Here is a 22,256-nt window from a genome sequence, read left to right as displayed (position 1 = left end):
CATCGTCCTCGAAAAGCGTGCCACAATCATGTCCATGTTGAAAGTCGTCCTCGTCACCGGCATCTCAGGCTCAGGCAAGTCCGTCGCCCTGCGCATGCTTGAGGACGCAAGCTATACCTGCGTCGACAACCTGCCGGTGCGGTTCCTGACCGAGTTCATCGCCAACGCCCGGGATGACGGCATGGAGCGCGTTGCCGTCGCCATCGACGTCCGCTCCCCCGGCGAACTGGCCGAATTGCCCGACGTAGTCACCGCGCTGCGCGCCATGGGCACCAGCCTGCGCGTGGTCTTCCTGGACGCCAGCACGGAAACGCTGGTGCAGCGCTATTCCGAATCGCGCCGCCGCCACCCGCTGACCGACCGTCTGCAGCATGGCGGCAAGACCCCGACGCTGTCCGAGTGCATCGCCCTGGAACGCGAACTGCTCGCGCCGCTGCGCGAGCAGGAACACGTCATCGACACCTCGGACCTGACGCCGGGCCAGTTGCGAGTCTGGATCCGCGACCTGATCAAGGCCGACCGCGCGCCGCTGGTGCTGACCTTCGAATCCTTTGCCTACAAGCGCGGCGTGCCGCGCGACGCGGACCTGGTGTTCGACGTGCGCTGCCTGCCCAATCCCTACTACGACCGCGACCTGCGGCCGCTGACCGGCCGCGACGAGCCCGTGGCCGCCTGGCTGGCGGGCTTTGACCTGGTGGGGCAGATGATCGACGACATCGCCGGTTTCCTGAACCGCTGGCTGCCGCAATACACGCAAGACACCCGCAATTACCTCACGGTCGCCATCGGCTGCACCGGCGGCCAGCACCGTTCGGTCTATGTGGTCGAACAGCTGGCGCTGCGCTTTGCCGACCACGACCCGCTGCTGGTGCGCCATCGCACCCAACTGCCTGACGAATCCGCATGACCCTGTCCCGCCCGACCCGCCTGTTCGTGATGCTGCTGCTGGCCATTGCCGTGGCTGGCTGTTCTTCCACCGGCGGACGCAAGAAGGGCGGCGGGTATTACAAGGACGACGGGCCGGACGCGAATCCGCCCTCGAACCTGGACCAGGTGCCCGACGCGGTGCCCAGGATCGAACCCTACGCCAGCGGCGCTAACCGGCCGTATGTGGTGTTCGGCCAGCGTTACGTGCCGGATACCAGCGGCCAGCCCTACAAAAAGCGCGGCACCGCCTCGTGGTATGGCAAGAAGTTCCACGGCAATTCCACGTCCATCGGCGAGTCCTACGACATGTACGCCATGACGGCCGCCCACACCACGCTGCCGCTGCCCAGCTACGCCCGCGTCACCAGCATGGTCAACGGCAAGACCATCATCGTGCGGGTGAACGACCGCGGCCCGTTCCACAGCGACCGCATCATGGACCTGTCCTATGTCGCGGCGTACAAGCTGGGCATCATCGGCCCCGGCAGCGGCCAGGTGATCGTGGAAGCCATCCCCCAGGACGAGATCCGGCGGCTGGCCTCGCAAGGCGCGCCCGCCACGGCCGCGCCCGAACCCGCATCGGCGACGGGCTCCTCGCCCGTGGCCGCGCCCATCGCCGCCGTGCCGGTGGCGCTGGCGGCTGAACCCCTACCCGGGCCCGCACCCGGTTCAGCGCCGGTGCGCCAGCCGGCCGCAGGCGGCATCGGCAGCGTCTACCTGCAAGTGGGCGCGTTCAGCCAGCCGGCCAACGCGCAATCGCTGGTCAGCCGCATCAACACGCAGCTGGGCGCCGCAGGCGCGCCGCCCGCGTCGGTCGAGCAGTCAAATAACCTCTATCGGGTCAAGATCGGCCCCTACCCCGACCGGCAGAGCGCCTTGGACGCCGTGCAGATCGTGTCGGACCGCATCGGCATCCTGCCCAGCATCGCCTCGCAGTAGCAAACCTCAAGACCTATCGAGGCTGCCCGCCTACCAAGGCAGTTCGGCCTGCCCGTCGCACACGCGGCGCGCGCTAGCGCTGCGGCTGCGGTAGCGATTGCCTTCATGCGCCAGCAAGGCCTGCTTGCGCGGCAGGCCGCCGCCGAAGCCGGTCAGCGAGGTGTCGGCCCCGATCACACGATGGCAGGGAATGATGATGCTGATCGGATTGCGCCCGACGGCGCCGCCGACCGCCTGCGCGCCCTTGGGCCGCCCCACGGTGCGCGCCAGATCGCCGTAGCTGGCCAGCACCCCGAACTCCAGATCGCACAGGGCATGCCAGACCTGGTGCTGGAAAGTGGTGCCGACGGGGTCCAGCGCCACGTCGAAGACGCGGCGCTGGCCCGCGAACCATTCTTCCAGTTCGCGGCGCGCCTGCTCCAGGATGGGATCCGAGTCCGTGAGAATCCAGCCATCCGCCGCGGGCAGCAGTTCCTGGTCGGTGAACCAGGCGCCGCGCAGGCCCTTGGGACTGGCGACCAGGCGCATGTCGCCCAGCGGCGTAGGAATGTCGCGATAGACCAGGCGTTCGTCGGGATCCGCGGGCTTGTTGGACACGATAGTCGAATACACCATGCCTTACTCCGCCGATTTCTTGCGGGCCAGCGCCCGGTTGTACAGCACGTCCCGCGGCAGGCCGGAAACCTTGGCGGCCACGCGCGCGGCATCGCGCAGCGACAGCGACTCCAGCAAGGCGTCCAGCAGCGCATCGGTGCGCGGATCGGCTTCTTCATCCGCTTCCTGTTCAGCGGGCGCGTGCGCGATCAGCACGAATTCACCCTGCTCGCGGTGCGTATCCGCGGCCAGCCAGGCTGCGCCCTCGCCCATCGGGAAGGTCGCGATTTCTTCGAAGCGCTTGGTCAGTTCGCGCGCCACGGTCAGGAGCCGGTCCGGACCGCACACTTCCAGCAGGTCGGCCAGCGTAGCCGCGAGCCGATGCGGCGATTCGAACATGACGACCGGCGCGGGCAAGGCGCACCAGGTGCGCAGCCAGCGCTGGCGCGCTGCCGCCTTGGGCGGCGGAAATCCGGCAAAGGCATAGCCCGGGTTTTCGTCGGTGGTGACGCCGCTACCCATCAGCGCGGCGATGACCGCGCTGGGACCCGGCACTGGCACCACGCCGAAGCCGGCTTCACGCACGGCACGCACGATGCGTGCGCCCGGATCGCTGACGGCGGGTGCGCCGGCGTCCGATACCAGCGCCACGCGCTGGCCCTGGGCCAACCGTTCGCAGATGGCCTGGGCCGCGGCGGCTTCATTGTGGCGGTGGGCGGCCATGAGCGGCGTGCCCACGCCCCAGGCGTCCAGCAAGGCGCGGCTGGCGCGCGTGTCTTCGGCGGCGATCACGTCGGCCCGCTGCAAAGCGTGCCAGGCGCGCAGCCCCAGGTCGCCCAGGTTGCCGATCGGCGTGGCCACGACATACAGCGTCGAGGCAGGCCAATGCTGCCCCGCCACGCGTTCAGAAACGCGGGACCAGGCATCTCCGGCAGGGGGAGGTGAGACATTTTGATTCATTGCAGCCTACAGACACGGGAAACCATGTCAGTGTAGCCGCCTATGCCCGCCACTTCCGGAGCACCCATGACGGACGACACCTTGCGACTGGCCTGCGAACTGGCCCTGGCGGCCCGCCGCCGCGCCGCCAGGCGCCGGCGCCGTTCCTCCCGCGCAGCGCCCGCGGATCGTCCGCCGCCACGGCGCTCGCCCGCCCAGCGCAAGGGCGACCACCACGAGGACGCCGCCTTGCGCCTGCTACAGTCGCGCGGCCTGGTCCTGCTGGCGCGCAATCTGCAGACCCGCGCCGGCGAGATCGACCTGGCCATGCGCGACGGCGACACGCTGGTGTTCGTCGAGGTCCGATCGCGTGGGCCCAGCCGCTACGGTGGCGCCGCGGCCAGCATCGGGCCGGACAAGCAGGCCCGGCTGGCCCGCGCCGCGGCCCACTGGCTGCCGGAGCTGGCCCGGCGCCACTGGCGCGGCAGACTGCCGGCGGCGCGCTTTGACGCGGTCGTCTTCGACGCCGGCGATCCCCAGTGGCTGCGCGGCGCATTCTGGCAGGCCTGAAGTCCGCCCCTCCCCCGGTAACGACCTGCCTAACAGTCGTTACGCCTGGACAGAACCACGCCTCGGCCCCGTGAGATAATCGCGCCCATGGATATGACCTCTCGTATGACGTCGCACTTTCGCGACGCCATGGCTGCGTGCGAACAAAGCATGAACGTCCTGGCCGAGCCGCTGGCAGTGGCGGTGGACGTGCTGTTCGGCGCCCTGGCAAACAACGGCAAGATTCTGGCTTGCGGCAATGGCGGCTCGGCCGCCGATGCGCAACATTTCATCGCCGAACTGGTGGGCCGCTTCGAACGCGAACGCCTGCCGCTGGCCGGCATCGCCCTCAACACCGACACCTCGATCCTCACCGCGGTGGGCAACGATTACGGCTTCGACGAGATCTTCGAACGCCAGGTCAACGCCTTCGGCCAGGCAGGCGACGTGCTGGTAGCCATATCCACCAGCGGCAATTCCCCCAACGTGGTGCGCGCCATGGAAGCCGCCAGCGCCCGCGAAATGCACGTGCTTGCCCTGACGGGCAAGGGCGGTGGCGTGATGGGGGAACTCATTACGCCGATGGACGTCCATCTATGTGTTCCCAGCGATCGCACGATGCGCATCCAGGAAGTCCATATTCTGCTGCTGCACGCGCTGTGCGACGGCATTGACGCTCTTCTGCTTGGAGACACCGAATGATTTCTGACGTCCGTACCGCAGTCCGCCCGTTGATGCTCGCCGCGGCGCTCTCCACCGCCGCGCTCTCGCTGTCGGCCTGCGCGCCCCTGATCGTGGGCGGCGCGGCTGCCACCACCGCGGTCGTCGTGACGGACCGCCGCACCTCCGGCATCCAGCTCGAAGACCAGAACATGGCGTTCAAGGCGCAGAGCCAGATCTCGCAGAAGCTGGGCGACACCGCCCGCGTCAATGCCATGGCCTACGGCGGCCACCTGCTGCTGACCGGTGACGTGCCCACCGAAGAAGCCAAGAACCAGGCCACCGCCATCGCCCAGGGCGTGGAAAACGTCAAACAGGTCATCAACCAGTTGAACGTCGGCCCCATCGCCTCGTTCGGCACGCGCTCCAACGACACCTGGCTGACCTCCAAGGTCAAGACCGCCCTGCTCAACACCAAGTACGTGCCGTCCGGCACCATCGCGGTCACGACCGACCACAGCGTGGTCTACCTGATGGGCAAGGTGACGCAGGCCGAAGGCGAATATGCCGCCAACGCCACCGCCGACGTCGGCGGCGTGGCCAAGGTGGTTAAACTGTTCGAGACGATCAGCCGCGAGGAAGCCATTCGGCTGTCGAATACCGGTTCCAAGTCCAACACTTCCACGGAAACCAAAGCGCCCATCGAAAGCGGCGCCGGCGCAAGCAGCGATAACGCGGCCGGCACCAGCAGCGGCGTAGAGGCCATGCCCATCAAATGAAGAAAGCCATCATCGCGTTGGCCGTCCTGGTGGCGGTCGGCATCGGCGCCTGGTTCGTCATGCGCCCCGCCCAGACCGCGCCCGACGTCACCTTCACCACGCTGGAAGGCAAGACCTTCTCGATGCAGGATCTGCGCGGCAAGGTCGTGCTGGTCAAGTTCTGGGCCACCAGCTGCGTGACCTGTGTGAAGCAGATGCCGGAAACGATCTCGGCCTACAACGAGTACGCCGCCAAGGGCTACCAGGCGGTCGCGGTCGCCATGAACTACGACCCGCCCAACTTCGTGCTGAACTTCGCCGAAACGCGCAAGCTGCCCTTCCCGGTGGCCCTGGACACCAAGGGCGACATTGCCCGGGCCTTCGGCGACATCCGCCTCACGCCCACGGCCTTCCTGATCGACAAGCAAGGCCGCATCATCAAGCGCTACCTGGGCGAATACGACGTGGCGGAATTCCATGCCACCGTGGAAAAGGCCCTGGCGGCGGGCTGAGCGCCGCAGCCCCACAAAGGACCGCCCCGACAGGGCGGTTTTTTTTCGCCCGGCAACCGGCCCCTTCGCGACGGCGCCCAAAAGAAAAACCGCCCGATGGGCGGTTTCCAGATCAGGCCACGGCGGGCCGGAATCAGAACGCCGGAACCACGGCGCCCTTGTACTTGTCCTGGATGAACTTCTTCACCTCGGGCGTGTGCAGGGCCTGCACCAGCTTCTTGATGCCGGGCGCGTCCTTGTTGTCCGCGCGGGTCACCAGGATGTTGGCGTAGGGCGAATCCGAGCCTTCGATGAAGAGGGCGTCCTTGGTCGGGACAAGGCCGGCCTCCAGCGCGTAGTTGGTGTTGATCAGCGCCAGGTCCACGTCGTCCAGCGAGCGCGGCAGCATGGCGGCTTCCAGTTCGCGGAACTTCAGCTTCTTGGGGTTCTCGACCACGTCCGCGGCCGTCGCCAGGATGTTGGACGGATCCTTCAGCTTGATCACGCCCTGCTTCTGCAGCAACACCAGCGCGCGGCCGCCGTTGGAGGGATCGTTCGGGATCGCGACGGTCGCGCCGTCCTTGAGCTCGGACAGGCTCTTGATCTTCTTGGAATAGCCGCCGAAGGGCTCGACGTGCACCAGCGCCACCGGCACCAGCGTGGCCTTGCGGTCCTTGTTGAAGGAATCCAGATAGGGCTTGTGCTGGAAGAAGTTGGCATCCAGCTGCTTATCCGCCAGTTGCAGGTTGGGCTGCACGTAGTCGCTGAACACCTTGATGTCGAGCTCCACGCCTTCCTTGGCCAGTTGCGGCTTCACCACTTCCAGGATCTCGGCATGGGGGACCTGGGTCGCGCCCACCACCACTTTTTCGGCATGGGCGGCGTTCGCCGCCACCAGGAACACCGACGCCGCCAGAGCGGACCGGACAAAGTTCAAACGCATGTGTTGCCTCTTTTATGGGTAAAAAATCGGGGCCGATGCCCCTGCCGGTGTGGCCCGGCCCCCTTTTGCGGGGCCGGCCGTTGCGAAATCGCCCCCAATTTACCTGAATGCCGGTTATTTGTCGGGCATATGAACATGGGTTTAAAGCATAAGAAACCTGTGGGTACTACAATCCGTCGTATGCTTGCGCTACCGCGTCCCGAACGCGTTTTTGTGCAGGCATTTTTTCTAACCACTCATACGTATATTTGCCGACTTAGCTGCCATGACCGACACCCCCGACCCTGCTGCCGTTTCGTCTCCTGCTGTCAAAGCCGCTGTGCTGTCTGAAGCACTGCCGTATATCCGACGATTTCACGGCAAGACCATCGTGGTCAAGTACGGCGGCAACGCCATGACGGAAGAACGTCTGCAGCGTAGCTTCGCGCATGATGTCGTGCTGCTGAAGCTGGTGGGTCTGAATCCGGTGGTGGTGCACGGCGGCGGTCCGCAGATCGACGACGCGCTGCGCCGCATCGGCAAGCAAGGCACCTTCATCCAGGGCATGCGCGTCACCGACGCCGAGACCATGGAAGTGGTCGAATGGGTGCTGGGCGGCCAGGTCCAGCAGGACATCGTCATGATGATCAACGAGGTCGGCGGCAAGGCCGTGGGCCTGACCGGCAAGGACGGCGGACTGATCCAGGCCCAGAAGAAGCTGATGGCCAACAAGGACAATCCGTCCGAACCCATCGACATCGGTTTCGTCGGCGACATCACGATGGTCGAGCCGGCCGTGGTCAAGGCGCTGCAGGACGACCAGTTCATCCCCGTCATCTCGCCCATCGGCTATGGCGAGGACGGCACGGCCTACAACATCAACGCCGACGTCGTCGCCGGCAAGATGGCGGAAGTGCTGGGCGCTGAAAAGCTGCTGATGCTGACCAACACCCCGGGGGTGCTGGACAAGGGCGGCAAGCTCTTGCGCAGCCTGTCGGCCCAGACCATCGACGAACTTTTCGCCGACGGCACGATCTCCGGCGGCATGCTGCCCAAGATCTCGTCCGCGCTGGACGCCGCCAAGAACGGCGTGAACTCCGTGCACATCGTCGACGGCCGCGTGCCGCACTGCCTGCTGCTGGAAATCCTGACCGACCAGGGCGTGGGCACGATGATCAGCTCGCACTGATGCGGGCACAGCGTTACCTGTTGCGGCCGGCGGTGCGCGTGCGCCGCTCGCGCCGCGCGGCCACGGGCGATTCCGAACGCCTGTGGCTGTTCGACCTGGACAACACGCTCCACGACACCTCGCACGCCATCTTCCCGAAGATCGACCACGGCATGACCATGGCCGTGGTCGAGGCGCTGAACGTCGACATCGACACTGCCAACCACCTGCGCTCGCAGTACTGGAAACGCTACGGCGCCACCATGATAGGCATGGTGCGCCATCACGGCGTGGACGCCCATGATTTCCTGCACCGCAGCCATGACTTCGACGTCGGCCCCCTGGTGCGCGCGGAAAAGGCGCTGGCCTACAAGCTGAGCCGACTGCCGGGCCGCAAGGTGCTGCTGACCAACGCGCCGCTGCACTATGCGCGTGCGGTGCTCGCGCGCCTGGGCATCCTGCGCCAGTTCGACAGCCTCTGGGCCATCGAGCACATGCGGCTGCACGGCGAGTTCCGGCCCAAGCCTTCGCCCACTCTGCTGCGCCACGTGCTGGCCCGCGAAGGCGTGCAGGCGCGCAACGCGGTGCTGGTGGAAGACACCTTGGCCAATCTGCGCGGCGCGCGCCAGGCAGGGCTGCGCACGGTGCACGTGTATCACCCCGGCACGCCGTTCGCCCGCGGCCGTTCGCAGCGGCCGGCCTATGTCGACTTGCGGGTAAACTCCGTCAGTGATTTGCTATTACGCCGACGCCCCTTGCGGGGATAGCGGCGCGCTCCTCCCCTCCCCTTCACCGTCAAGCCTGCGCGAGAGCAGACCCTTCCATGGCGAGCAAACCCGGCGAGCGCAAGACCCAGATTCTGCAAACCCTGGCCGAGATGCTGGAGCAGCCGCACGCCTCCCGCATCACCACGGCGGCCCTCGCCGCGCGCCTGGAAGTCTCTGAAGCCGCGTTGTACCGGCACTTCGCCAGCAAGGCGCAGATGTTCGAAGGGCTGATCGAATTCATCGAAACCAGCATCTTCACGCTGGTGAACCAGATCGCCATCGCCGAGCCCCAAGGCCTGACCCAGGCCCACCAGACCGTCTCCATGCTGCTGACCTTCTCGGAACGCAACAAGGGCATGACGCGCGTGCTGACCGGCGATGCGCTGGTCACGGAAGACAACCGCCTGCAGGAACGCATCAACCACATCAACGACCGCATCGAGGCGTCGTTGAAGCAATCGCTGCGCATCGCGGTCACCGATGGCGGCCTGCCGCCGCAGGCCAATGTCGCGGCGCATGCCAGCCTGCTGACGCATCTGGTGCTGGGCCGCTGGCTACGTTACGCGCAAAGCGGCTGGCGTATCGCGCCCACGCTGCATCTGGACGAGCAGCTGCGCCTGGCGCTGGGCTGAGCGGCCGGGGCTGCCTGCCGGCTCTGGCGCGAATTAGTATCGTGAAACGATCTAATTAATTTTCCATCCGTCTCTATTTCCGCCCATTTGCATTGTTCCATGCAACAATCTCCGCTTGCCGGCGGCGCGGGGCGACGAGCATAATGCCCGTCAGAGGTTTTCCACAAGCCCAAATCTCCACAGGCTTGATCAGTATCAATACGGGTTTTCCGCAATGCCGTCACGATCATGCTGTAGCGTCGACACACCGATTTGACCTATCCCGTTGCTCGCGGGGCGGTGTGTCGGCAGTTTGACCTCAACCGGAGATGGATATGACCGCGCAAGCCGCCGTCCCTGCCTCGCAAGCCCCAAAGAAAACCAAAATTCCAATCGGACTCATCGCCGGCGTCCTAGTGATGATCGGCGTACTGATGATGCCTTTGCCCGCCGACCTGCCCGTCGCGGGTCACCGGATGCTCGCCATCCTGGCATTCGCAGTGGTGGTCTGGATTACCGAAGCCGTGTCCTACGAAGCCAGCGCGATCATGATCACGACGCTGATGGCCTTCCTGCTGGGCACGGCTCCGACAATCAAAGACCCGCAAGTGGTTTATGGCACCTCGGCCGCGATCAGCATGGCGCTGACCGGCTTCGCGAACTCGGCGCTGGCGCTGGTCACCGGCGCCTTGTTCATTGCGGCCGCCATGACCTTCACCGGGCTGGACCGGCGCATCGCCCTGGTGACGCTGGCCAAGGTGGGCACCAGCACGCGCCGCATCCTGATCGGATGTATCGCCGTGACCATCGTGCTGAGCCTCGTGGTGCCCAGCGCCACCGCGCGCAGCGCGGCCGTGGTGCCCATCATGATGGGCGTCATCGCAGCCTTCGGCGTGGACAAGCGTTCCAACATCGCCGCCGGCATCATGATCATCGTGGCGCAGGCCACCAGCATCTGGAACGTCGGCATCCAGACCGCCGCCGCGCAGAACCTGCTGACCGTCGGCTTCATGGAAAAGATGCTGGGCGAACGCGTGGCATGGTCGGACTGGCTGATCGCTGGCGCCCCCTGGTCGCTGATCATGTCGGCCGTGCTGATCATCATCGTGCTCAAGCTGCTGCCGCCGGAAAGCGACAGCATCGCGGGAGGCAAGGAAGCCGTCGAGAAGTCGCTGCTTGAACTGGGCCCCATGACCGGCGCGCAAAAACGCCTGATGGCCGTGTCGCTGATGCTGCTGCTGTTCTGGTCGACCGAAGGCAAGCTGCACAAGTTCGACACCACTTCCACCACCTACTTCGGCCTGGTCCTGCTGCTGCTGCCGCGCTTTGGCGTGATGACGTGGAAAGACGTGCAATCGCGCATCCCATGGGGCACCGTGATCGTGTTCGGCGTCGGTATCAGCCTGGGCACCGCCCTGCTGACGACCCAGGCTGGCCAATGGCTGGGCAACCAGGTCGTGGCGCACACCGGACTGGACCACCTCGGACCGCTGGCGATCTTCGCGATCCTGGCCGCCTTCCTCATTGTCATCCACCTGGGTTTCGCCAGCGCCACCGCGCTGACCTCGGCCATGCTGCCGATCCTGATCTCGGTGCTGGCCACGCTGCCGGGCGAATTCAGCCGCCTGGGCATGACCATGCTGCTGGGCTTTGTCGTCAGCTACGGTTTCATCCTGCCCATCAACGCGCCGCAGAACATGGTGTGCCTGGGAACGGAGACCTTCAACGCCAAGCAGTTCGCCAAGGTCGGCATCATCGTCACCATCGTCGGCTACCTGCTGATGCTGCTGATGGGCATGACCTACTGGCGCTGGCTGGGCTGGCTGTAAGGAGGGCGCGTCATGAAGATTTCGATCGCCCAAGCCAATGAATACGGCCGCCGCGTGCTGATGGCCCAAGGCGTGCCCGAGGACATCGCCCGCGACGTGGCCGAGCACCTGGTCGAGTCCGACCGGGTGGGCTACACCAGCCACGGCCTGTCCATCCTGACGAACTACCGGCGCGTGCTGTCCGAGGGCCTGGCCCAGGCCGACGGCCGGCCCGAACTGGTCAACGACCGCGGCGCAATGCTGGCCTACGACGGCCACCACGGGCTGGGCCAGTATGTCGGCAAGGTCGTCATCGAGAAGGCCATCGAGCGCACGCAGGAGCACGGCCAGTGCATCCTAACCCTGCGTCACAGCCATCACCTGGGCCGCATGGGCCACTACGGGGAAATGGTGGCGGCCAAGGGCCTGATCCTGCTGGCTTTCACCAACGTGATCAACCGCTCGCCGACCGTGGCGCCTTTCGGCGGCGCGCAGGCCTGCCTGACCACCAACCCGCTGTGCTTCGCCGGCCCGCTGCCGGGCGGCCGTCCGCCGTTCCTGGTGGACATGGCCACCAGCTCGATCGCCGTCAACAAGGCTCGTGTGCTGGCCGCCAAGGGCGAGGAAGCGCCCGCGGGCTCGCTGATCGACGCCCAGGGCAATCCGACCACGGATCCCAACGCGCTGTTCACCGACCCGCCCGGCGCGCTGCTGCCGTTCGGCGGCCACAAGGGCTATGCCCTGGGTCTGGTGGCCGAACTGTTGGCCGGCGTGCTGTCTGGCGGCGGCACGATCCAGCCGCAGCATCCACGCACCGGCGTAGCGACGAACAACATGTTCGCGCTGCTGCTGGATCCGCAGGTGGACTTCAATACGGATTGGCGGTCGATGGAGGTGGGCGCGTTCATCGACTACCTGCACGCCTGCAAGCCCCAACCGGGCGTCGAAGGCGTGCAGTATCCGGGCGAGTACGAAGCTCGCAACCGGGCGCTGAACGAGGATACGCTGACGTTTGATAGCCGGATCTGGGATGGTTTGACGAAACTGGCCGTCGACCTTGGGGTGCCTGAGGCGTTGCCTGCTTGATGTTCTGTTTGCCGACGGGCGTTTTGGGTTCTTAAGACGCCCGTCGCATCGGCGGGCCGCCGACGCGACGGGCTCGTTCAACTGCAATTCGGCCTCAGCTGGGGCGAGCTGTGTGCTTGGCTTTCTAGCAACGGGTGGGGTATGGCGGTGGATCTTGCGGGGCTCGCCTCGGGCCGGCCGCCCGGGCGGCCTTCCGAGGCTTCCGCGGTGTCTTACGGTTGAGAATGACGCTGCGCGCGTGTGAGACACCCATCAGCGTTAACGCCTCAAGGGTGCTGCTCATCACCGAACGTCACCAGGCCGTTGATCATCACCGACCGCTAAGCCACGGTGCCGGATGGGTGGTGCGCGCGAGAAAATCCTCAAGCGCAAGCCGCTGCCTGCCGCGCACCACCCATCACCGCCCCACCCCAATGATGAGCGGCCACTAGCAAACCACGCTCCGCAAACGCGCAAGCGACCATCGCCACGACGCCCAAAACCACGTATGTAGCTTACGGCCGCCCGCGCGGCCGTATGCTACGGGCAACGCAAGACTCGTCACCGATCACGGATCTAGCAGCGCAGCGACCCAAGACGTACGTAGCCCGTAGGCGCGGGCGGCGTGGCGGCTCGCAACCTCGATGCGCCCGACGGAATCCGAAGGAACCGCCGCAGGCGGTGACGAGGATGAGGATGGGGAAGTCCGGAGCGAACGCTCCGGACCGCAATCGTGGGCGCGAGCCGCCACGCCGCCCGCGCCTACGGGCGACCTACGAAGAACGCGCAGCCGCCAAAAAGATCAAGTCTTAACCGACCGATGCCGACTAACACTCATCATGATCCCAAACGCAATCCCCATGGTGAACAAAGCCGTCCCCCCATAGCTCATGAACGGCAACGGCACCCCCACCACAGGCAGAATCCCCGTCACCATCCCCACGTTCACGAATACATAGATGAACAGCATCATCGTCAGCGCCCCGACCAGCAACCTGCCGAACTGCGACGATGCCCGTGACGCGATCGTCAGTCCTCGCGCCATCATCAGTCCATACAGCACCAGCATGGCGATGCCGCCGTAGAGTCCGAATTCTTCCGCGTACACCGCGAAGATGAAGTCGGTGGTGCGTTCGGGGATGAAGTCCAGGTGCGTCTGCGTGCCCTTCATGTAGCCCTTGCCGTACACACCGCCCGAACCCACCGCGATCATCGACTGGATCGTATGGAAGCCCTTGCCCAGCGGATCGGAACTGGGGTTGAGCAGCGTGCACACCCGGTGCTTCTGGTAGTCGTGCAGCACCACCCAGTCCACGTCGGGCTCGCATAACTGGTCTTCGTAGTAGATCAGCGTGCCTATGCCGATGATGCCCGCCAGCATTACCGGCACCAGCAGCTTGAAAGACAGGCCCGCGAAATAGATCACGAAGAAGCCGGCGCCAAACACCAGCAGCGCCGTCCCCAGGTCGGGCTGCAGCACAATCAGAGCGAAAGGCGCGGCCAGCATGGCGGCGGCGGCCAGGAAGTCGCGGATGCGGACGGCGCCTTCGTGGCGCTGGAAGTACCAGGCCAGCATCATGGGCACGGCGATCTTCATCATCTCGGAAGGCTGGATGCGGGTCACGCCCAGGTTCAGCCAGCGGGTCGCGCCCTTGCTGGTTTCGCCGAAGAACTCCACGCCCAGCAGCAGCACTACCCCCACCACGTAGAAGGGCAAGGCCAGCTTCATCAGCCACTTCGGCGGAATCAGGGCCATGGTCCACATGGCAAAGAAGGCGATGATGAAATTGCGCGACTGTTCGGCGAAGCGCCAGTCCGTGCCGCCCACCGCGGAATGCATGACCGTCATGCCCAGCGCGGCGAACATCAACAGGATCGCCAGCAGCGGCCAATCGAAGGCCGTGAACACACGTAGCAGGATAAGGCCCAGGCGTTTCATTATCGGCGCACCACGTCGGAAGCGATTTCCTCGACCGAGGCCAGGGGGTCGGCGCGCTCGGGCCGCACGATCTTGTCCTGACGGTCCTTGGCCAGCCAATAGTCGAACACCTTGCGCGCGACCGGAGCGGCGACGCTCGCGCCCCAGCCGGCGTTCTCGACGATCAGCGCCACCGCGATGCGCGGATGCTCAAGCGGCGCAAAGCCCATGAACAAGGCGTGGTCGCGCAGGCGTTCGTCGATGGCGCTGGCGCGGTAATGGCCGCCGCGCAGGCTGAACACCTGCGCGGTGCCGGTCTTGCCGGCCGCCTGGTAGGCCGTATTGGCGAACGCGCGCCGCGCCGTACCGGCGCGCACCACATCCGCCATGGCGTTCTTGATCACATCCACATTGGCCTGCTTGAGGGGAATGCGGTAGTCGGGCGCGGACTCGGTGGCCTTGGCCACGCCGCTGCGCGGATCGCGCACCGCGTGCACCAGGTGCGGGCGGCGGTACAGGCCGTTGTTGGCCAGGGTGGACGTACCCTGCGCCAGCTGCAACAGCGTGAATGCGTTGTAGCCCTGGCCCACCGCCACCGAAATCGTTTCGCCTGCGTACCAGCGCTGGCGGTCCTTGTCCTTGTAGGCCGAGCGTTTCCAGTCGGTCGAAGGCAGCACGCCGCGCTTTTCGCCTTCCAGGTCGATGCCGGTGATCTGGCCGAAGCCGAACTGCTTGGCGAAATCATGCAGCGCGTTCACGCCGATTTCCGGACCCAGCGAATAGAAATAGGTGTCGGACGACACCACGATCGCCTTGTGCATGTCGGTCATGCCATAGGCCGCGCCGCCGGCGTTGCGGAATTTCTGGCCGCCGAATTCGTAATAGCCGGGGTCGGAGATGCGATCGGTGGCGCGGCGCTTGCCCAGTTCCAGCGCGGCCAGGCCCACAAAGGGCTTGTAGGTCGAACCGATGGGATAGGTGCCGTACAGCGGCCGGTTGATAAGGGGATGGTCCGGCGATTCATTCAGCATGCGCCAATTGTCCACGTCGATGCCGTCCACGAACAGGTTCGGGTCGTAGGAAGGCTGCGAGACAAAGGCCAGTACCTCGCCGGTATCGGGGTCGATGGCGACCAGCGCCCCGCGCTGCCCCTCGAATGCGGCTTCGGCCACCTTCTGCAGCCCCAGGTCGATGGACAGCATGATATCGGAGCCCGGCACCGGGTCGATCCGGCGCAGCGTGCGCATGGGGCGTCCGCCTGCAGTGACTTCGACTTCTTCCAGCCCGGTGCGGCCGTGCAGCTGCTCCTCCCAGGTCTTTTCGATGCCCTTCTTGCCGATGACGTCGGTGCCGCGATAGTTGCCCAGCTGGCCGGCGCGGTCCAGTTCTTCGATATCGCCCTCGGCGATGCGGCCGATGTAGCCGACCACGTGGGCCGCCGACACGCCCTGCGGATACTCGCGCACCCAGCGCGCGCGCAGCTCCACGCCCGGGAACTGGAATGAATGCGCGGCGAACCAGGCGGCTTCGGTTTCGTTGAGGTTATTGCGCAGCTGCAGGCTGGCGTAGCGGCTGGACTCGGCGGCGCGGCGCTTGAAGCGGCGCTGGTCGGCCGGGCTGATGTACACGACTTCGGTCAGGCGTTCGAACAGCGCGCTGAGGTTCCCTGCCTGTGCCGGCACGACCTCCAGCGTATAGGTGCGGTAGTTGCGCGCCAGCACCTCGCCGTTGCGGTCCAGGATCTCGCCGCGTCGCGGCGGGATGGGTACGACCGCGATGCGGTTGCGGTCGGCGCGCTCGGACAGGCCCTCGTAGCGGTCGACCTGCAGGTACCAGAAGCGGCCGATCAGCACGCCGAAGCAGGCCAACGCGAACAGCCCGCCCACCCAGGCGCGCAGGCGGAAACGCTGCTTCTGCTGCTGGCCGGTTTTCTTGAATTCGAACATGACGCGGCGCCGCCGTCAGGCGGAGGAGGATTCAGCGTCGTCGACACCGCGCTGCGGCAAGTGCAGAACCCAGCCCGCCAGCGGCCACAAGGCGGTGGTCAGGAGCACGCTGATGCCCCAGTCCCAACCCGGCCATTTGCCGGCCAGCCACGCATGGATGATCTGGGTCACGAAGCGGGCAATGAAGAACACAGGCAGCATGTGCATGGCCTGGCTCCAGAGGTCGAAGCGCTGCAGCCGGCGGTGCAACACCACCGCGCCGTAGGCGACCAGCGTGTACGACAGCGCGTGCTCGCCCAAGAGGCCGGCGTCGTGCACGTCCATCAGCAGCCCAAAGAAGAAGGCGGTGAACAAGCCGACGCGGCGCGGCTCATGCACGCACCAGAAGGCGATGATCAGCAGCAGGATGTCGGGCGCGCCCTGCCACAGGCGCCAGGGCAGCAGCGACACCAGCCACGCCACCAGCACCGTGGCCCAGACGAACAAGCCGTGCGCCGGGCCGGAGAGCCGGTCGGGCTGCACGTTGCTGGGGGTGCCGAGGCGGCGCGCGGCCTGCCCCGAGGATTGATTAGTCCGATCCACCGGAATCGACCTCCTGACGGTTGGACTCGGCGCGCTCCACATCGACCTGCAAGACCAGGAAGTGGCGGTAGCGTTCGGGATGGGCCAGCGGTTCGCATACGGCGCGCGCGAAGCCGGAGGCGGTGTCGCGTTCGACCGAGGTCACCTTGGCCACCGGCAGGCCTGCCGGGAACAGCCCGCCGACGCCGCTGGTGACGATGGTATCGCCTTCCTTGATGTCGGCGTTGGCGGCAAGGTAACGAACTTCCATCTTGCCGGGCGAGTTGCCGCCGAACGCAATCAGGCGCAGGCCGTTGCGCAGCAGCTGCACGGGGATGGAGACCTGTTCGTCGGTGACCAGCGCCGCCTCGGCGGTCATGGGCGTGACGCGCACGATCTGCCCGACCACGCCGCCTTCGTCGATTACCGGCATGCCCGGGGCCAGCCCCGCCTTGCTGCCCTTGTTGAACACCAGGCGCTGCGTGAATGCGTTGGTGGGTTCATACATGACCTCGACCACCACCGCGGATTGCGCCACGGTATCGGTCACCCCGAGCAGCCGGCGCAACTGCGAGTTCTCGGCAGCCAGCTGGGCGCCATGCGTGGTCACCTGGGCCAGCTCGATGCGCTGGCGCTGCAAGGCTTCGTTTTCGCTACGGATGAGATTGGCCGCGTTGACCCATTCGTTCACTTGCTGGACGAGGTCTCGCGGCGCCATGACGGCGCGTTGGAAGGGATACAGCGCGACGGACATTGCGCGGCGCGCCGGTTCCAGCATGCGCCATTGCGAATCCATGACGATCAGGGCCAACGCAAGGACGACCAGAACGACCAGCCGCACCTCCGCAGGTGGGCCGCGCCTGAATAGGGGAGGAGTCCCTTGTCGTTGCATGAATATCAGCCCGGACGCCCGCGTCCGTCGCTCCGGCAGCGGCCGGAGCCGTGAAAAAGCGGGGCTCCGGGCTGGCGGGCAAAATTAGTCGTTGATGAAGATGGCGCCCAGTTTCTCAAGGTGTTCCAGCGCCTCGCCGCAACCGCGCACGACGCAGGTCAGCGGATCGTCCGCGACCACGACGGGCAGGCCGGTCTCTTCCTGCAGCAGGCGGTCCAGGTCGCGCAGCAGCGCGCCGCCGCCGGTCAGGGCGATGCCCTTGTCGGTGATGTCGGCGCCCAGTTCGGGCGGGGTCTGTTCCAGCGCGATCTTCACGGCCGAGACGATCTGGTTCAGCGGGTCGGTCAGCGATTCCAGGATCTCGTTGGACGAGACCGTGAAGCTGCGCGGCACGCCTTCGGCCAGGTTGCGGCCCTTGACCTCGATCTCGCGGACTTCGGATCCCGGGAACGCCGAGCCGATTTCCTTCTTGATCAGTTCGGCGGTGGGTTCGCCGATCAACATGCCGTAGTTGCGGCGGATGTAGTTGACGATGGCTTCGTCGAACTTGTCGCCGCCCACGCGCACGGAGCCCTTGTAGACCATGCCGCCCAGCGAGATGACCGCCACTTCCGTGGTGCCGCCGCCGATGTCGACCACCATGGAGCCGCTGGCGTCGGACACGGCCAGGCCGGCGCCGATGGCCGCGGCCATGGGTTCTTCGATCAGGAAGACGTGGGACGCGCCCGCGCCCAGGGCCGATTCACGGATGGCGCGGCGTTCGACCTGGGTGGAGCCGCAGGGCACGCAAACGATGATGCGCGGGCTGGGCGCCAGCATGTTGCGGGGGTGCACCATGCGGATGAACTGCTTGAGCATCTGCTCGGTGACCGTGAAGTCGGCGATGACGCCGTCCTTCATGGGCCGGATGGCTTCTATATTGCCGGGAACGCGGCCAAGCATCTGCTTGGCTTCATGGCCGACGGCTTGAATGATCTTCTTGCCGTGGGGACCGCCTTCATGACGGATTGCGACCACGGACGGTTCATCGAGCACGATGCCCTTGCCGCGGACGTAGATCAGCGTGTTGGCGGTACCGAGGTCGATCGCCATATCGCTGGAAAAATAACTGCGCAGGAATCCGAACATGGGAGCTCAGCTAAATTCTGGGGGGAATGAGGTACATGCCGCGGGGCGTAGGGCCCGTAAAACAACGGGTCCGCCTGTCATCACGGCGATTAAACCGTGAATCATAACTTATAATTTCCCCGGAAATAGCGCATAAATGCAGGCTATTCAAGCTTTGTAACGGGTTCGGCATATGCATACTGCCCTGTCCCGCCCCTCGGCCTTCGCTTATCGATTTGCAATCCCCCATGGCGCTCAATGACACAGATGTGGCCCGCATTGCCCGGCTGGCCAGAATCGAACTGACCCCCGACCAGCGCACCGTCGCGCAGGCCGAACTCAACGGCATCCTCCACCTGATCGAACGGCTCCAGTCCGTCGATACCCAGGGGGTCGAACCGCTGGCTCACCCGCTGTCCGCCCATGAGGACATCGTGCTGCGCCTGCGTGAAGATGTCGTGACCGAACCCAGCTCGGAGGCCCGCCGCGAGGAGCTGCTGGCCAACGCCCCCGACGCCCAGGAAGGCCTGTTCCTGGTTCCCAAGGTCCTGGATTAAGTCATGACGAAACCCGCTCTGCACACCCAATTCAAGGGGATCGCCGCCCTGCGCGCGGCCCTTGCGCAACGCCAGATCAGCGCCGTCGAGCTCGCCCAAAGCGGCCTGGCGGCCGCCGAAGCGGCCAGCGGCCTGAATTGCTTTTTACATATTGACGCCGAATTGACGCTGGCCCAGGCCCGCGCCGCCGACACCGCGCTGGCGTCCGGCTCGGCCGGCCCGCTGGCGGGCATCCCGATCGCCCACAAGGACGCCTTCGTCACTCGCGGCTGGCGCACCACCGCCGGCAGCAAGATGCTCGAAGGCTACGTCAGCCCGTTCGACGCCACCGTCGTCGAACGCCTGGGCGAAGCGGGCGCCGTGTCGCTCGGCAAGCTGAACTGCGACGAATTCGCCATGGGTTCCGGCAACGAGAACTCCGCCTACGGCGCGGTCAAGAACCCCTGGGACCACGCCGCCGTGCCCGGCGGCTCCTCGGGCGGCTCGGCCGCCGCCGTGGCCGCCCGCCTGGTGGCGGCCGCCACCGGCACCGACACCGGCGGCTCGGTGCGCCAGCCCGCCGCCCTGTGCGGCGTCAGCGGCATCAAGCCCACCTACGGCACCGTATCCCGCTTTGGCATGGTGGCCTTCGGCTCCAGCCTGGACCAGGCCGGCCCGCTGGCCGAAAGCGCCCGGGACCTGCTCGAACTGCTGGACGTCATCAGCGGCTTCGATCCGCGCGACGCCACCAGCCTGGAAAAATGCGACGCCGCCGCCAACGCGCCCGGCCGCGTCCGGCGCGACTTCGAGGCGGCCCAGGGCCGTTTCGACGCCGCCGGCAGCCAGCCGTTGAAAGGCCTGCGCATCGGCGTGCCCGCCGAGTACTTCGGCGCCGGCCTGGCGCCCGACGTGGCCGCCGCGGTCGAGGCCGCGCTGGTCCAGTTCGAAGCCCTGGGCGCCGTGCGCGTGCCGGTGTCGCTGCCGCGCACCGAACTCGCCATTCCCGCCTACTACGTCATCGCCCCCGCCGAAGCGTCCAGCAACCTCGCGCGCTACGACGGCGTGCGCTACGGCCACCGCGCCGCCCAGTACGGCGACCTGAACGAAATGATCAGCCGCTCGCGCGCCGAAGGCTTCGGCGACGAGGTCAAGCGCCGCATCCTGATCGGCACCTACGTGCTGTCCCACGGCTACTACGACGCCTACTACCTGCAGGCGCAGCGCCTGCGCCGCATGATCGCGCAAGACTTCCAGCGCGCCTACGCCGACCAGTGCGACGTGATCATGGGGCCGGTGACGCCCACGGTGGCCAAGAACATCGGCGACAACCGCGACGATCCCACCGCCGACTGGCTGGCCGACGTCTACACGCTGGGCGTGAGCCTGGCCGGCCTGCCTGCGATGTCGATCCCCTGCGGCTTCGGTGGCGCTGGCAACCAGCGCCCGGTTGGTCTCCAGATCATCGGCAACTATTTCGACGAAGGCCGCCTGCTGGCCATCGCCGACCGCTACCAACAAGTGACGGACTGGCACACGCGTGCCCCGGTCCAGCAAGGCTGAGAACATGAACTGGGAAATCGTCATCGGCCTGGAAACGCACACCCAGCTTTCCACGGACTCCAAGATTTTTTCGGGTAGCAGCACCGAATTCGGCGCCGCGCCCAACACCCACGCCAACGTGGTCGACCTGGCGCTGCCGGGCAGCCTGCCGGTCATGAACCGCGGCGCCGCCGAACGCGCCATCCGCTTCGGTCTGGCCGTGGGCGCCACCATCGCGCCGCGCTCGGTGTTCGCGCGCAAGAACTACTTCTACCCCGACCTGCCCAAGGGCTACCAGATCAGCCAATACGAGCTGCCGGTGGTGGTGGGCGGCTCGCTGTCCTTCTTCGTCGGCGAGGAAGAGAAAACCGTCAATCTGACGCGCGCCCACCTGGAAGAAGACGCGGGCAAGTCCCTGCACGACGACTTCAGCCTGGCCAACGGCGCCCCCGGCAGCGGCATCGACCTGAACCGCGCCGGCACGCCGCTCCTGGAAATCGTGACGGAACCCGAAATGCGCTCGGCCGCCGAGGCCGTGGCCTACGCCCGCGCCCTGCACAGCCTGGTCGTGTGGCTGGGCATTTGCGACGGCAACATGCAGGAAGGTTCGTTCCGCTGCGACGCCAACGTGTCCGTGCGTCCCGTGGGCCAGAAGGAATTCGGCACCCGCACCGAGATCAAGAACGTCAACTCGTTCCGCTTCCTGGAACGCGCCATCGTCTATGAAGCGCGGCGCCAGATCGAGCTGATCGAGGATGGCGGCACGGTGGTCCAGGAAACCCGCCTGTACGATGCCGACCGCGACGAAACGCGCAGCATGCGCAGCAAGGAAGACGCGCACGACTACCGCTACTTCCCCGACCCCGACCTGCCCACGCTGGTGATCTCCAGCGCCTGGGTCGACGAGGTCCGCGCCGCCATGCCCGAACTGCCGGCCGCCCAGCGCGCCCGTTTCGAATCCGAGTACGGCCTGCCCGCCTACGACGCCGCCCAGCTGACCGTCAGCCGCGACCTGGCCGCCTACTTCCAGGCGGTGGCGAACGCGCTGCCGGCCGGCCAGGCCAAGCTGGCCGCCAACTGGGTCATGGGCGAAGCCTCCGCCGCCCTGAACAAGGACGAAAAGAGCATCGCCGACTCTCCGGTCCAGGCGCCGGCGCTGGCCGCCCTGATCGGCCGCATCATCGACGGCACCATCTCCAACAAGATCGCCCGCGAAGTCTTCGGCGCCATGTGGGCCGGCGAGAACGGCGGTCAGCCTGACGCCATCATCGAGGCGCGCGGGCTCAAGCAGATCAGCGACACCGGCGCCATCGGCGCCATGATCGACGAGGTGCTGGCCGCCAACCCGGCCATCGTGGAAGAGTACCGGGCCGGCAAGCAGAAGGCGTTCAATTCGCTGGTGGGCCAGATCATGAAGGCCGCCCGCGGCAAGGCGAATCCGCAGCAGGTGAATGATCTGTTGAAGCAGAAGCTGGATAGCTGACCGCGCAGGACGCCCCGGCAACGGGCGCATTCCTGACGTATCAGACGAAACGAAGGGCCGCGGCATATTGCCGTGG

22 protein-coding genes are annotated in these 22,256 nt (G+C 66.2%); 14 read left to right on the top strand and 8 right to left on the bottom strand.

What is annotated here, in order from left to right; translation table 11 throughout:
- The first annotated feature begins 34 nt into the window (after positions 1-34).
- Both rapZ and IB257_RS20635 read left to right on the top strand, forming a co-directional pair.
- Positions 35-907, top strand: a complete 873-nt coding sequence (gene rapZ, locus IB257_RS20640) for an RNase adapter RapZ (RefSeq protein ID WP_054457793.1) — start codon at positions 35-37, stop codon at positions 905-907.
- On the top strand, positions 904-1,866 hold the full coding sequence (locus IB257_RS20635; protein ID WP_054457769.1) for a septal ring lytic transglycosylase RlpA family protein: 963 nt from the start codon (positions 904-906) through the stop codon (positions 1,864-1,866). The genes rapZ and IB257_RS20635 overlap by 4 nt, the downstream gene beginning before the upstream one ends.
- Positions 1,867-1,896: 30 nt before the next feature.
- Here IB257_RS20635 and IB257_RS20630 read toward each other — a convergent pair whose 3' ends face one another.
- Together IB257_RS20630 and rsmI are read right to left on the bottom strand one after the other, a co-directional pair.
- Positions 1,897-2,481, bottom strand: coding sequence for a methylated-DNA--[protein]-cysteine S-methyltransferase (locus IB257_RS20630; protein WP_175182291.1), 585 nt, complete (start codon positions 2,479-2,481; stop codon positions 1,897-1,899).
- Between the two features lie 3 nt (positions 2,482-2,484).
- Positions 2,485-3,420, bottom strand: a complete 936-nt coding sequence (rsmI, locus tag IB257_RS20625; RefSeq protein WP_054457771.1) for a 16S rRNA (cytidine(1402)-2'-O)-methyltransferase — start codon at positions 3,418-3,420, stop codon at positions 2,485-2,487.
- A gap of 66 nt (positions 3,421-3,486) precedes the next feature.
- Between rsmI and IB257_RS20620 the strand changes: the two genes are divergently transcribed.
- The 4 genes from IB257_RS20620 to IB257_RS20605 all read left to right on the top strand — a co-directional run bounded on the left by IB257_RS20620 (position 3,487) and on the right by IB257_RS20605 (position 5,878).
- Positions 3,487-3,969, top strand: coding sequence for a YraN family protein (locus tag IB257_RS20620; protein ID WP_119450187.1), 483 nt, complete (start codon positions 3,487-3,489; stop codon positions 3,967-3,969).
- 87 nt (positions 3,970-4,056) lie between these two features.
- Positions 4,057-4,650, top strand: coding sequence for a phosphoheptose isomerase (locus tag IB257_RS20615; protein WP_054457773.1), 594 nt, complete (start codon positions 4,057-4,059; stop codon positions 4,648-4,650).
- Positions 4,647-5,387, top strand: coding sequence for a BON domain-containing protein (locus tag IB257_RS20610; protein WP_119450186.1), 741 nt, complete (start codon positions 4,647-4,649; stop codon positions 5,385-5,387). Before IB257_RS20615 ends, IB257_RS20610 begins: the two co-directional genes overlap by 4 nt.
- Positions 5,384-5,878, top strand: coding sequence for a peroxiredoxin (locus IB257_RS20605; protein WP_054457775.1), 495 nt, complete (start codon positions 5,384-5,386; stop codon positions 5,876-5,878). Before IB257_RS20610 ends, IB257_RS20605 begins: the two co-directional genes overlap by 4 nt.
- Before the next feature lie 133 nt (positions 5,879-6,011).
- Here IB257_RS20605 and IB257_RS20600 read toward each other — a convergent pair whose 3' ends face one another.
- Positions 6,012-6,800 carry a MetQ/NlpA family ABC transporter substrate-binding protein gene (locus tag IB257_RS20600; RefSeq protein ID WP_054457776.1) on the bottom strand — a complete coding sequence of 263 codons (789 nt, stop codon included), beginning with the start codon at positions 6,798-6,800 and terminating at the stop codon, positions 6,012-6,014.
- A gap of 265 nt (positions 6,801-7,065) precedes the next feature.
- Between IB257_RS20600 and argB the strand changes: the two genes are divergently transcribed.
- The 5 genes from argB (at position 7,066) to IB257_RS20575 (ending at position 12,219) form a co-directional block, all read left to right on the top strand.
- On the top strand, positions 7,066-7,968 hold the full coding sequence (gene argB / locus IB257_RS20595) for an acetylglutamate kinase (protein ID WP_013396740.1): 903 nt from the start codon (positions 7,066-7,068) through the stop codon (positions 7,966-7,968).
- Positions 7,968-8,714, top strand: coding sequence for a pyrimidine 5'-nucleotidase (locus IB257_RS20590; RefSeq protein WP_192492736.1), 747 nt, complete (start codon positions 7,968-7,970; stop codon positions 8,712-8,714). Before argB ends, IB257_RS20590 begins: the two co-directional genes overlap by 1 nt.
- Positions 8,715-8,770: 56 nt before the next feature.
- Positions 8,771-9,346 (top strand): nucleoid occlusion factor SlmA, encoded by a 576-nt coding sequence (gene slmA, locus IB257_RS20585; RefSeq protein ID WP_054457778.1) that lies wholly within the window; start codon positions 8,771-8,773, stop codon positions 9,344-9,346.
- Positions 9,347-9,660: 314 nt separating this feature from the next.
- The gene (locus tag IB257_RS20580) at positions 9,661-11,154 is read left to right on the top strand and encodes a DASS family sodium-coupled anion symporter (RefSeq protein WP_054457779.1); all 1,494 of its coding nucleotides are present in this window, start codon (positions 9,661-9,663) and stop codon (positions 11,152-11,154) included.
- Between the two features lie 12 nt (positions 11,155-11,166).
- The gene (locus IB257_RS20575) at positions 11,167-12,219 is read left to right on the top strand and encodes an Ldh family oxidoreductase (RefSeq protein ID WP_119450185.1); all 1,053 of its coding nucleotides are present in this window, start codon (positions 11,167-11,169) and stop codon (positions 12,217-12,219) included.
- A 781-nt stretch (positions 12,220-13,000) separates the two neighbouring features.
- Here IB257_RS20575 and rodA read toward each other — a convergent pair.
- The 5 genes from rodA to IB257_RS20550 all read right to left on the bottom strand — a co-directional run bounded on the left by rodA (position 13,001) and on the right by IB257_RS20550 (position 18,643).
- Entirely contained in the window at positions 13,001-14,137 is a 1,137-nt protein-coding gene (rodA, locus tag IB257_RS20570; RefSeq protein ID WP_054456885.1) for a rod shape-determining protein RodA, read from the bottom strand.
- The gene (mrdA, locus tag IB257_RS20565; protein ID WP_054456887.1) at positions 14,137-16,062 is read right to left on the bottom strand and encodes a penicillin-binding protein 2; all 1,926 of its coding nucleotides are present in this window, start codon (positions 16,060-16,062) and stop codon (positions 14,137-14,139) included. Before mrdA ends, rodA begins: the two co-directional genes overlap by 1 nt.
- 15 nt (positions 16,063-16,077) lie before the next feature.
- Positions 16,078-16,644 (bottom strand): rod shape-determining protein MreD, encoded by a 567-nt coding sequence (gene mreD, locus IB257_RS20560; RefSeq protein WP_054456889.1) that lies wholly within the window; start codon positions 16,642-16,644, stop codon positions 16,078-16,080.
- Positions 16,631-17,515, bottom strand: a complete 885-nt coding sequence (mreC, locus tag IB257_RS20555; RefSeq protein ID WP_042796087.1) for a rod shape-determining protein MreC — start codon at positions 17,513-17,515, stop codon at positions 16,631-16,633. The genes mreD and mreC overlap by 14 nt, the downstream gene beginning before the upstream one ends.
- 84 nt (positions 17,516-17,599) lie before the next feature.
- Positions 17,600-18,643, bottom strand: a complete 1,044-nt coding sequence (locus IB257_RS20550) for a rod shape-determining protein (protein ID WP_006216320.1) — start codon at positions 18,641-18,643, stop codon at positions 17,600-17,602.
- Between the two features lie 227 nt (positions 18,644-18,870).
- On the opposite strand from IB257_RS20550, the gene gatC reads away from it, so the two are divergent.
- Genes gatC through gatB form a run of 3 tightly spaced genes read left to right on the top strand, consistent with a single transcriptional unit; the run spans position 18,871 to position 22,180 of the window.
- Positions 18,871-19,179: an Asp-tRNA(Asn)/Glu-tRNA(Gln) amidotransferase subunit GatC gene (gene gatC, locus IB257_RS20545; protein ID WP_054456891.1), complete on the top strand. Its 309-nt coding sequence runs from the start codon at positions 18,871-18,873 to the stop codon at positions 19,177-19,179.
- Positions 19,180-19,182: 3 nt separating this feature from the next.
- On the top strand, positions 19,183-20,718 hold the full coding sequence (gatA, locus tag IB257_RS20540; protein WP_192492735.1) for an Asp-tRNA(Asn)/Glu-tRNA(Gln) amidotransferase subunit GatA: 1,536 nt from the start codon (positions 19,183-19,185) through the stop codon (positions 20,716-20,718).
- 4 nt (positions 20,719-20,722) lie between these two features.
- Positions 20,723-22,180, top strand: coding sequence for an Asp-tRNA(Asn)/Glu-tRNA(Gln) amidotransferase subunit GatB (gene gatB / locus IB257_RS20535; RefSeq protein ID WP_192492734.1), 1,458 nt, complete (start codon positions 20,723-20,725; stop codon positions 22,178-22,180).
- Positions 22,181-22,256 lie beyond the last annotated feature (76 nt).

This window comes from Achromobacter sp. ACM03 (assembly GCF_014851665.1).
In the GTDB taxonomy this organism is placed as follows: Bacteria; Pseudomonadota; Gammaproteobacteria; order Burkholderiales; family Burkholderiaceae_B; genus Achromobacter; species Achromobacter aegrifaciens.
This window is presented reverse-complemented; position numbering and strand designations above follow the sequence as displayed.

What these genes read in the sequence shown, in the direction of transcription:
- mrdA (WP_054456887.1), bottom strand. Translation starts at nt 16,062, where the DNA reads ATGTTCGAATTCAAGAAAACCGGCCAGCAGCAGAAGCAGCGTTTCCGC.
- slmA (WP_054457778.1), top strand. Translation starts at nt 8,771, where the DNA reads ATGGCGAGCAAACCCGGCGAGCGCAAGACCCAGATTCTGCAAACCCTG.
- IB257_RS20635 (WP_054457769.1), top strand. Translation starts at nt 904, where the DNA reads ATGACCCTGTCCCGCCCGACCCGCCTGTTCGTGATGCTGCTGCTGGCC.
- IB257_RS20615 (WP_054457773.1), top strand. Translation starts at nt 4,057, where the DNA reads ATGGATATGACCTCTCGTATGACGTCGCACTTTCGCGACGCCATGGCT.
- argB (WP_013396740.1), top strand. Translation starts at nt 7,066, where the DNA reads ATGACCGACACCCCCGACCCTGCTGCCGTTTCGTCTCCTGCTGTCAAA.
- IB257_RS20620 (WP_119450187.1), top strand. Translation starts at nt 3,487, where the DNA reads ATGACGGACGACACCTTGCGACTGGCCTGCGAACTGGCCCTGGCGGCC.
- rodA (WP_054456885.1), bottom strand. Translation starts at nt 14,137, where the DNA reads ATGAAACGCCTGGGCCTTATCCTGCTACGTGTGTTCACGGCCTTCGAT.
- IB257_RS20605 (WP_054457775.1), top strand. Translation starts at nt 5,384, where the DNA reads ATGAAGAAAGCCATCATCGCGTTGGCCGTCCTGGTGGCGGTCGGCATC.
- IB257_RS20630 (WP_175182291.1), bottom strand. Translation starts at nt 2,481, where the DNA reads ATGGTGTATTCGACTATCGTGTCCAACAAGCCCGCGGATCCCGACGAA.
- IB257_RS20580 (WP_054457779.1), top strand. Translation starts at nt 9,661, where the DNA reads ATGACCGCGCAAGCCGCCGTCCCTGCCTCGCAAGCCCCAAAGAAAACC.
- IB257_RS20590 (WP_192492736.1), top strand. Translation starts at nt 7,968, where the DNA reads ATGCGGGCACAGCGTTACCTGTTGCGGCCGGCGGTGCGCGTGCGCCGC.
- gatB (WP_192492734.1), top strand. Translation starts at nt 20,723, where the DNA reads ATGAACTGGGAAATCGTCATCGGCCTGGAAACGCACACCCAGCTTTCC.
- gatA (WP_192492735.1), top strand. Translation starts at nt 19,183, where the DNA reads ATGACGAAACCCGCTCTGCACACCCAATTCAAGGGGATCGCCGCCCTG.
- mreC (WP_042796087.1), bottom strand. Translation starts at nt 17,515, where the DNA reads ATGCAACGACAAGGGACTCCTCCCCTATTCAGGCGCGGCCCACCTGCG.
- rapZ (WP_054457793.1), top strand. Translation starts at nt 35, where the DNA reads ATGTTGAAAGTCGTCCTCGTCACCGGCATCTCAGGCTCAGGCAAGTCC.
- gatC (WP_054456891.1), top strand. Translation starts at nt 18,871, where the DNA reads ATGGCGCTCAATGACACAGATGTGGCCCGCATTGCCCGGCTGGCCAGA.
- IB257_RS20575 (WP_119450185.1), top strand. Translation starts at nt 11,167, where the DNA reads ATGAAGATTTCGATCGCCCAAGCCAATGAATACGGCCGCCGCGTGCTG.
- rsmI (WP_054457771.1), bottom strand. Translation starts at nt 3,420, where the DNA reads ATGAATCAAAATGTCTCACCTCCCCCTGCCGGAGATGCCTGGTCCCGC.
- IB257_RS20610 (WP_119450186.1), top strand. Translation starts at nt 4,647, where the DNA reads ATGATTTCTGACGTCCGTACCGCAGTCCGCCCGTTGATGCTCGCCGCG.
- IB257_RS20600 (WP_054457776.1), bottom strand. Translation starts at nt 6,800, where the DNA reads ATGCGTTTGAACTTTGTCCGGTCCGCTCTGGCGGCGTCGGTGTTCCTG.
- IB257_RS20550 (WP_006216320.1), bottom strand. Translation starts at nt 18,643, where the DNA reads ATGTTCGGATTCCTGCGCAGTTATTTTTCCAGCGATATGGCGATCGAC.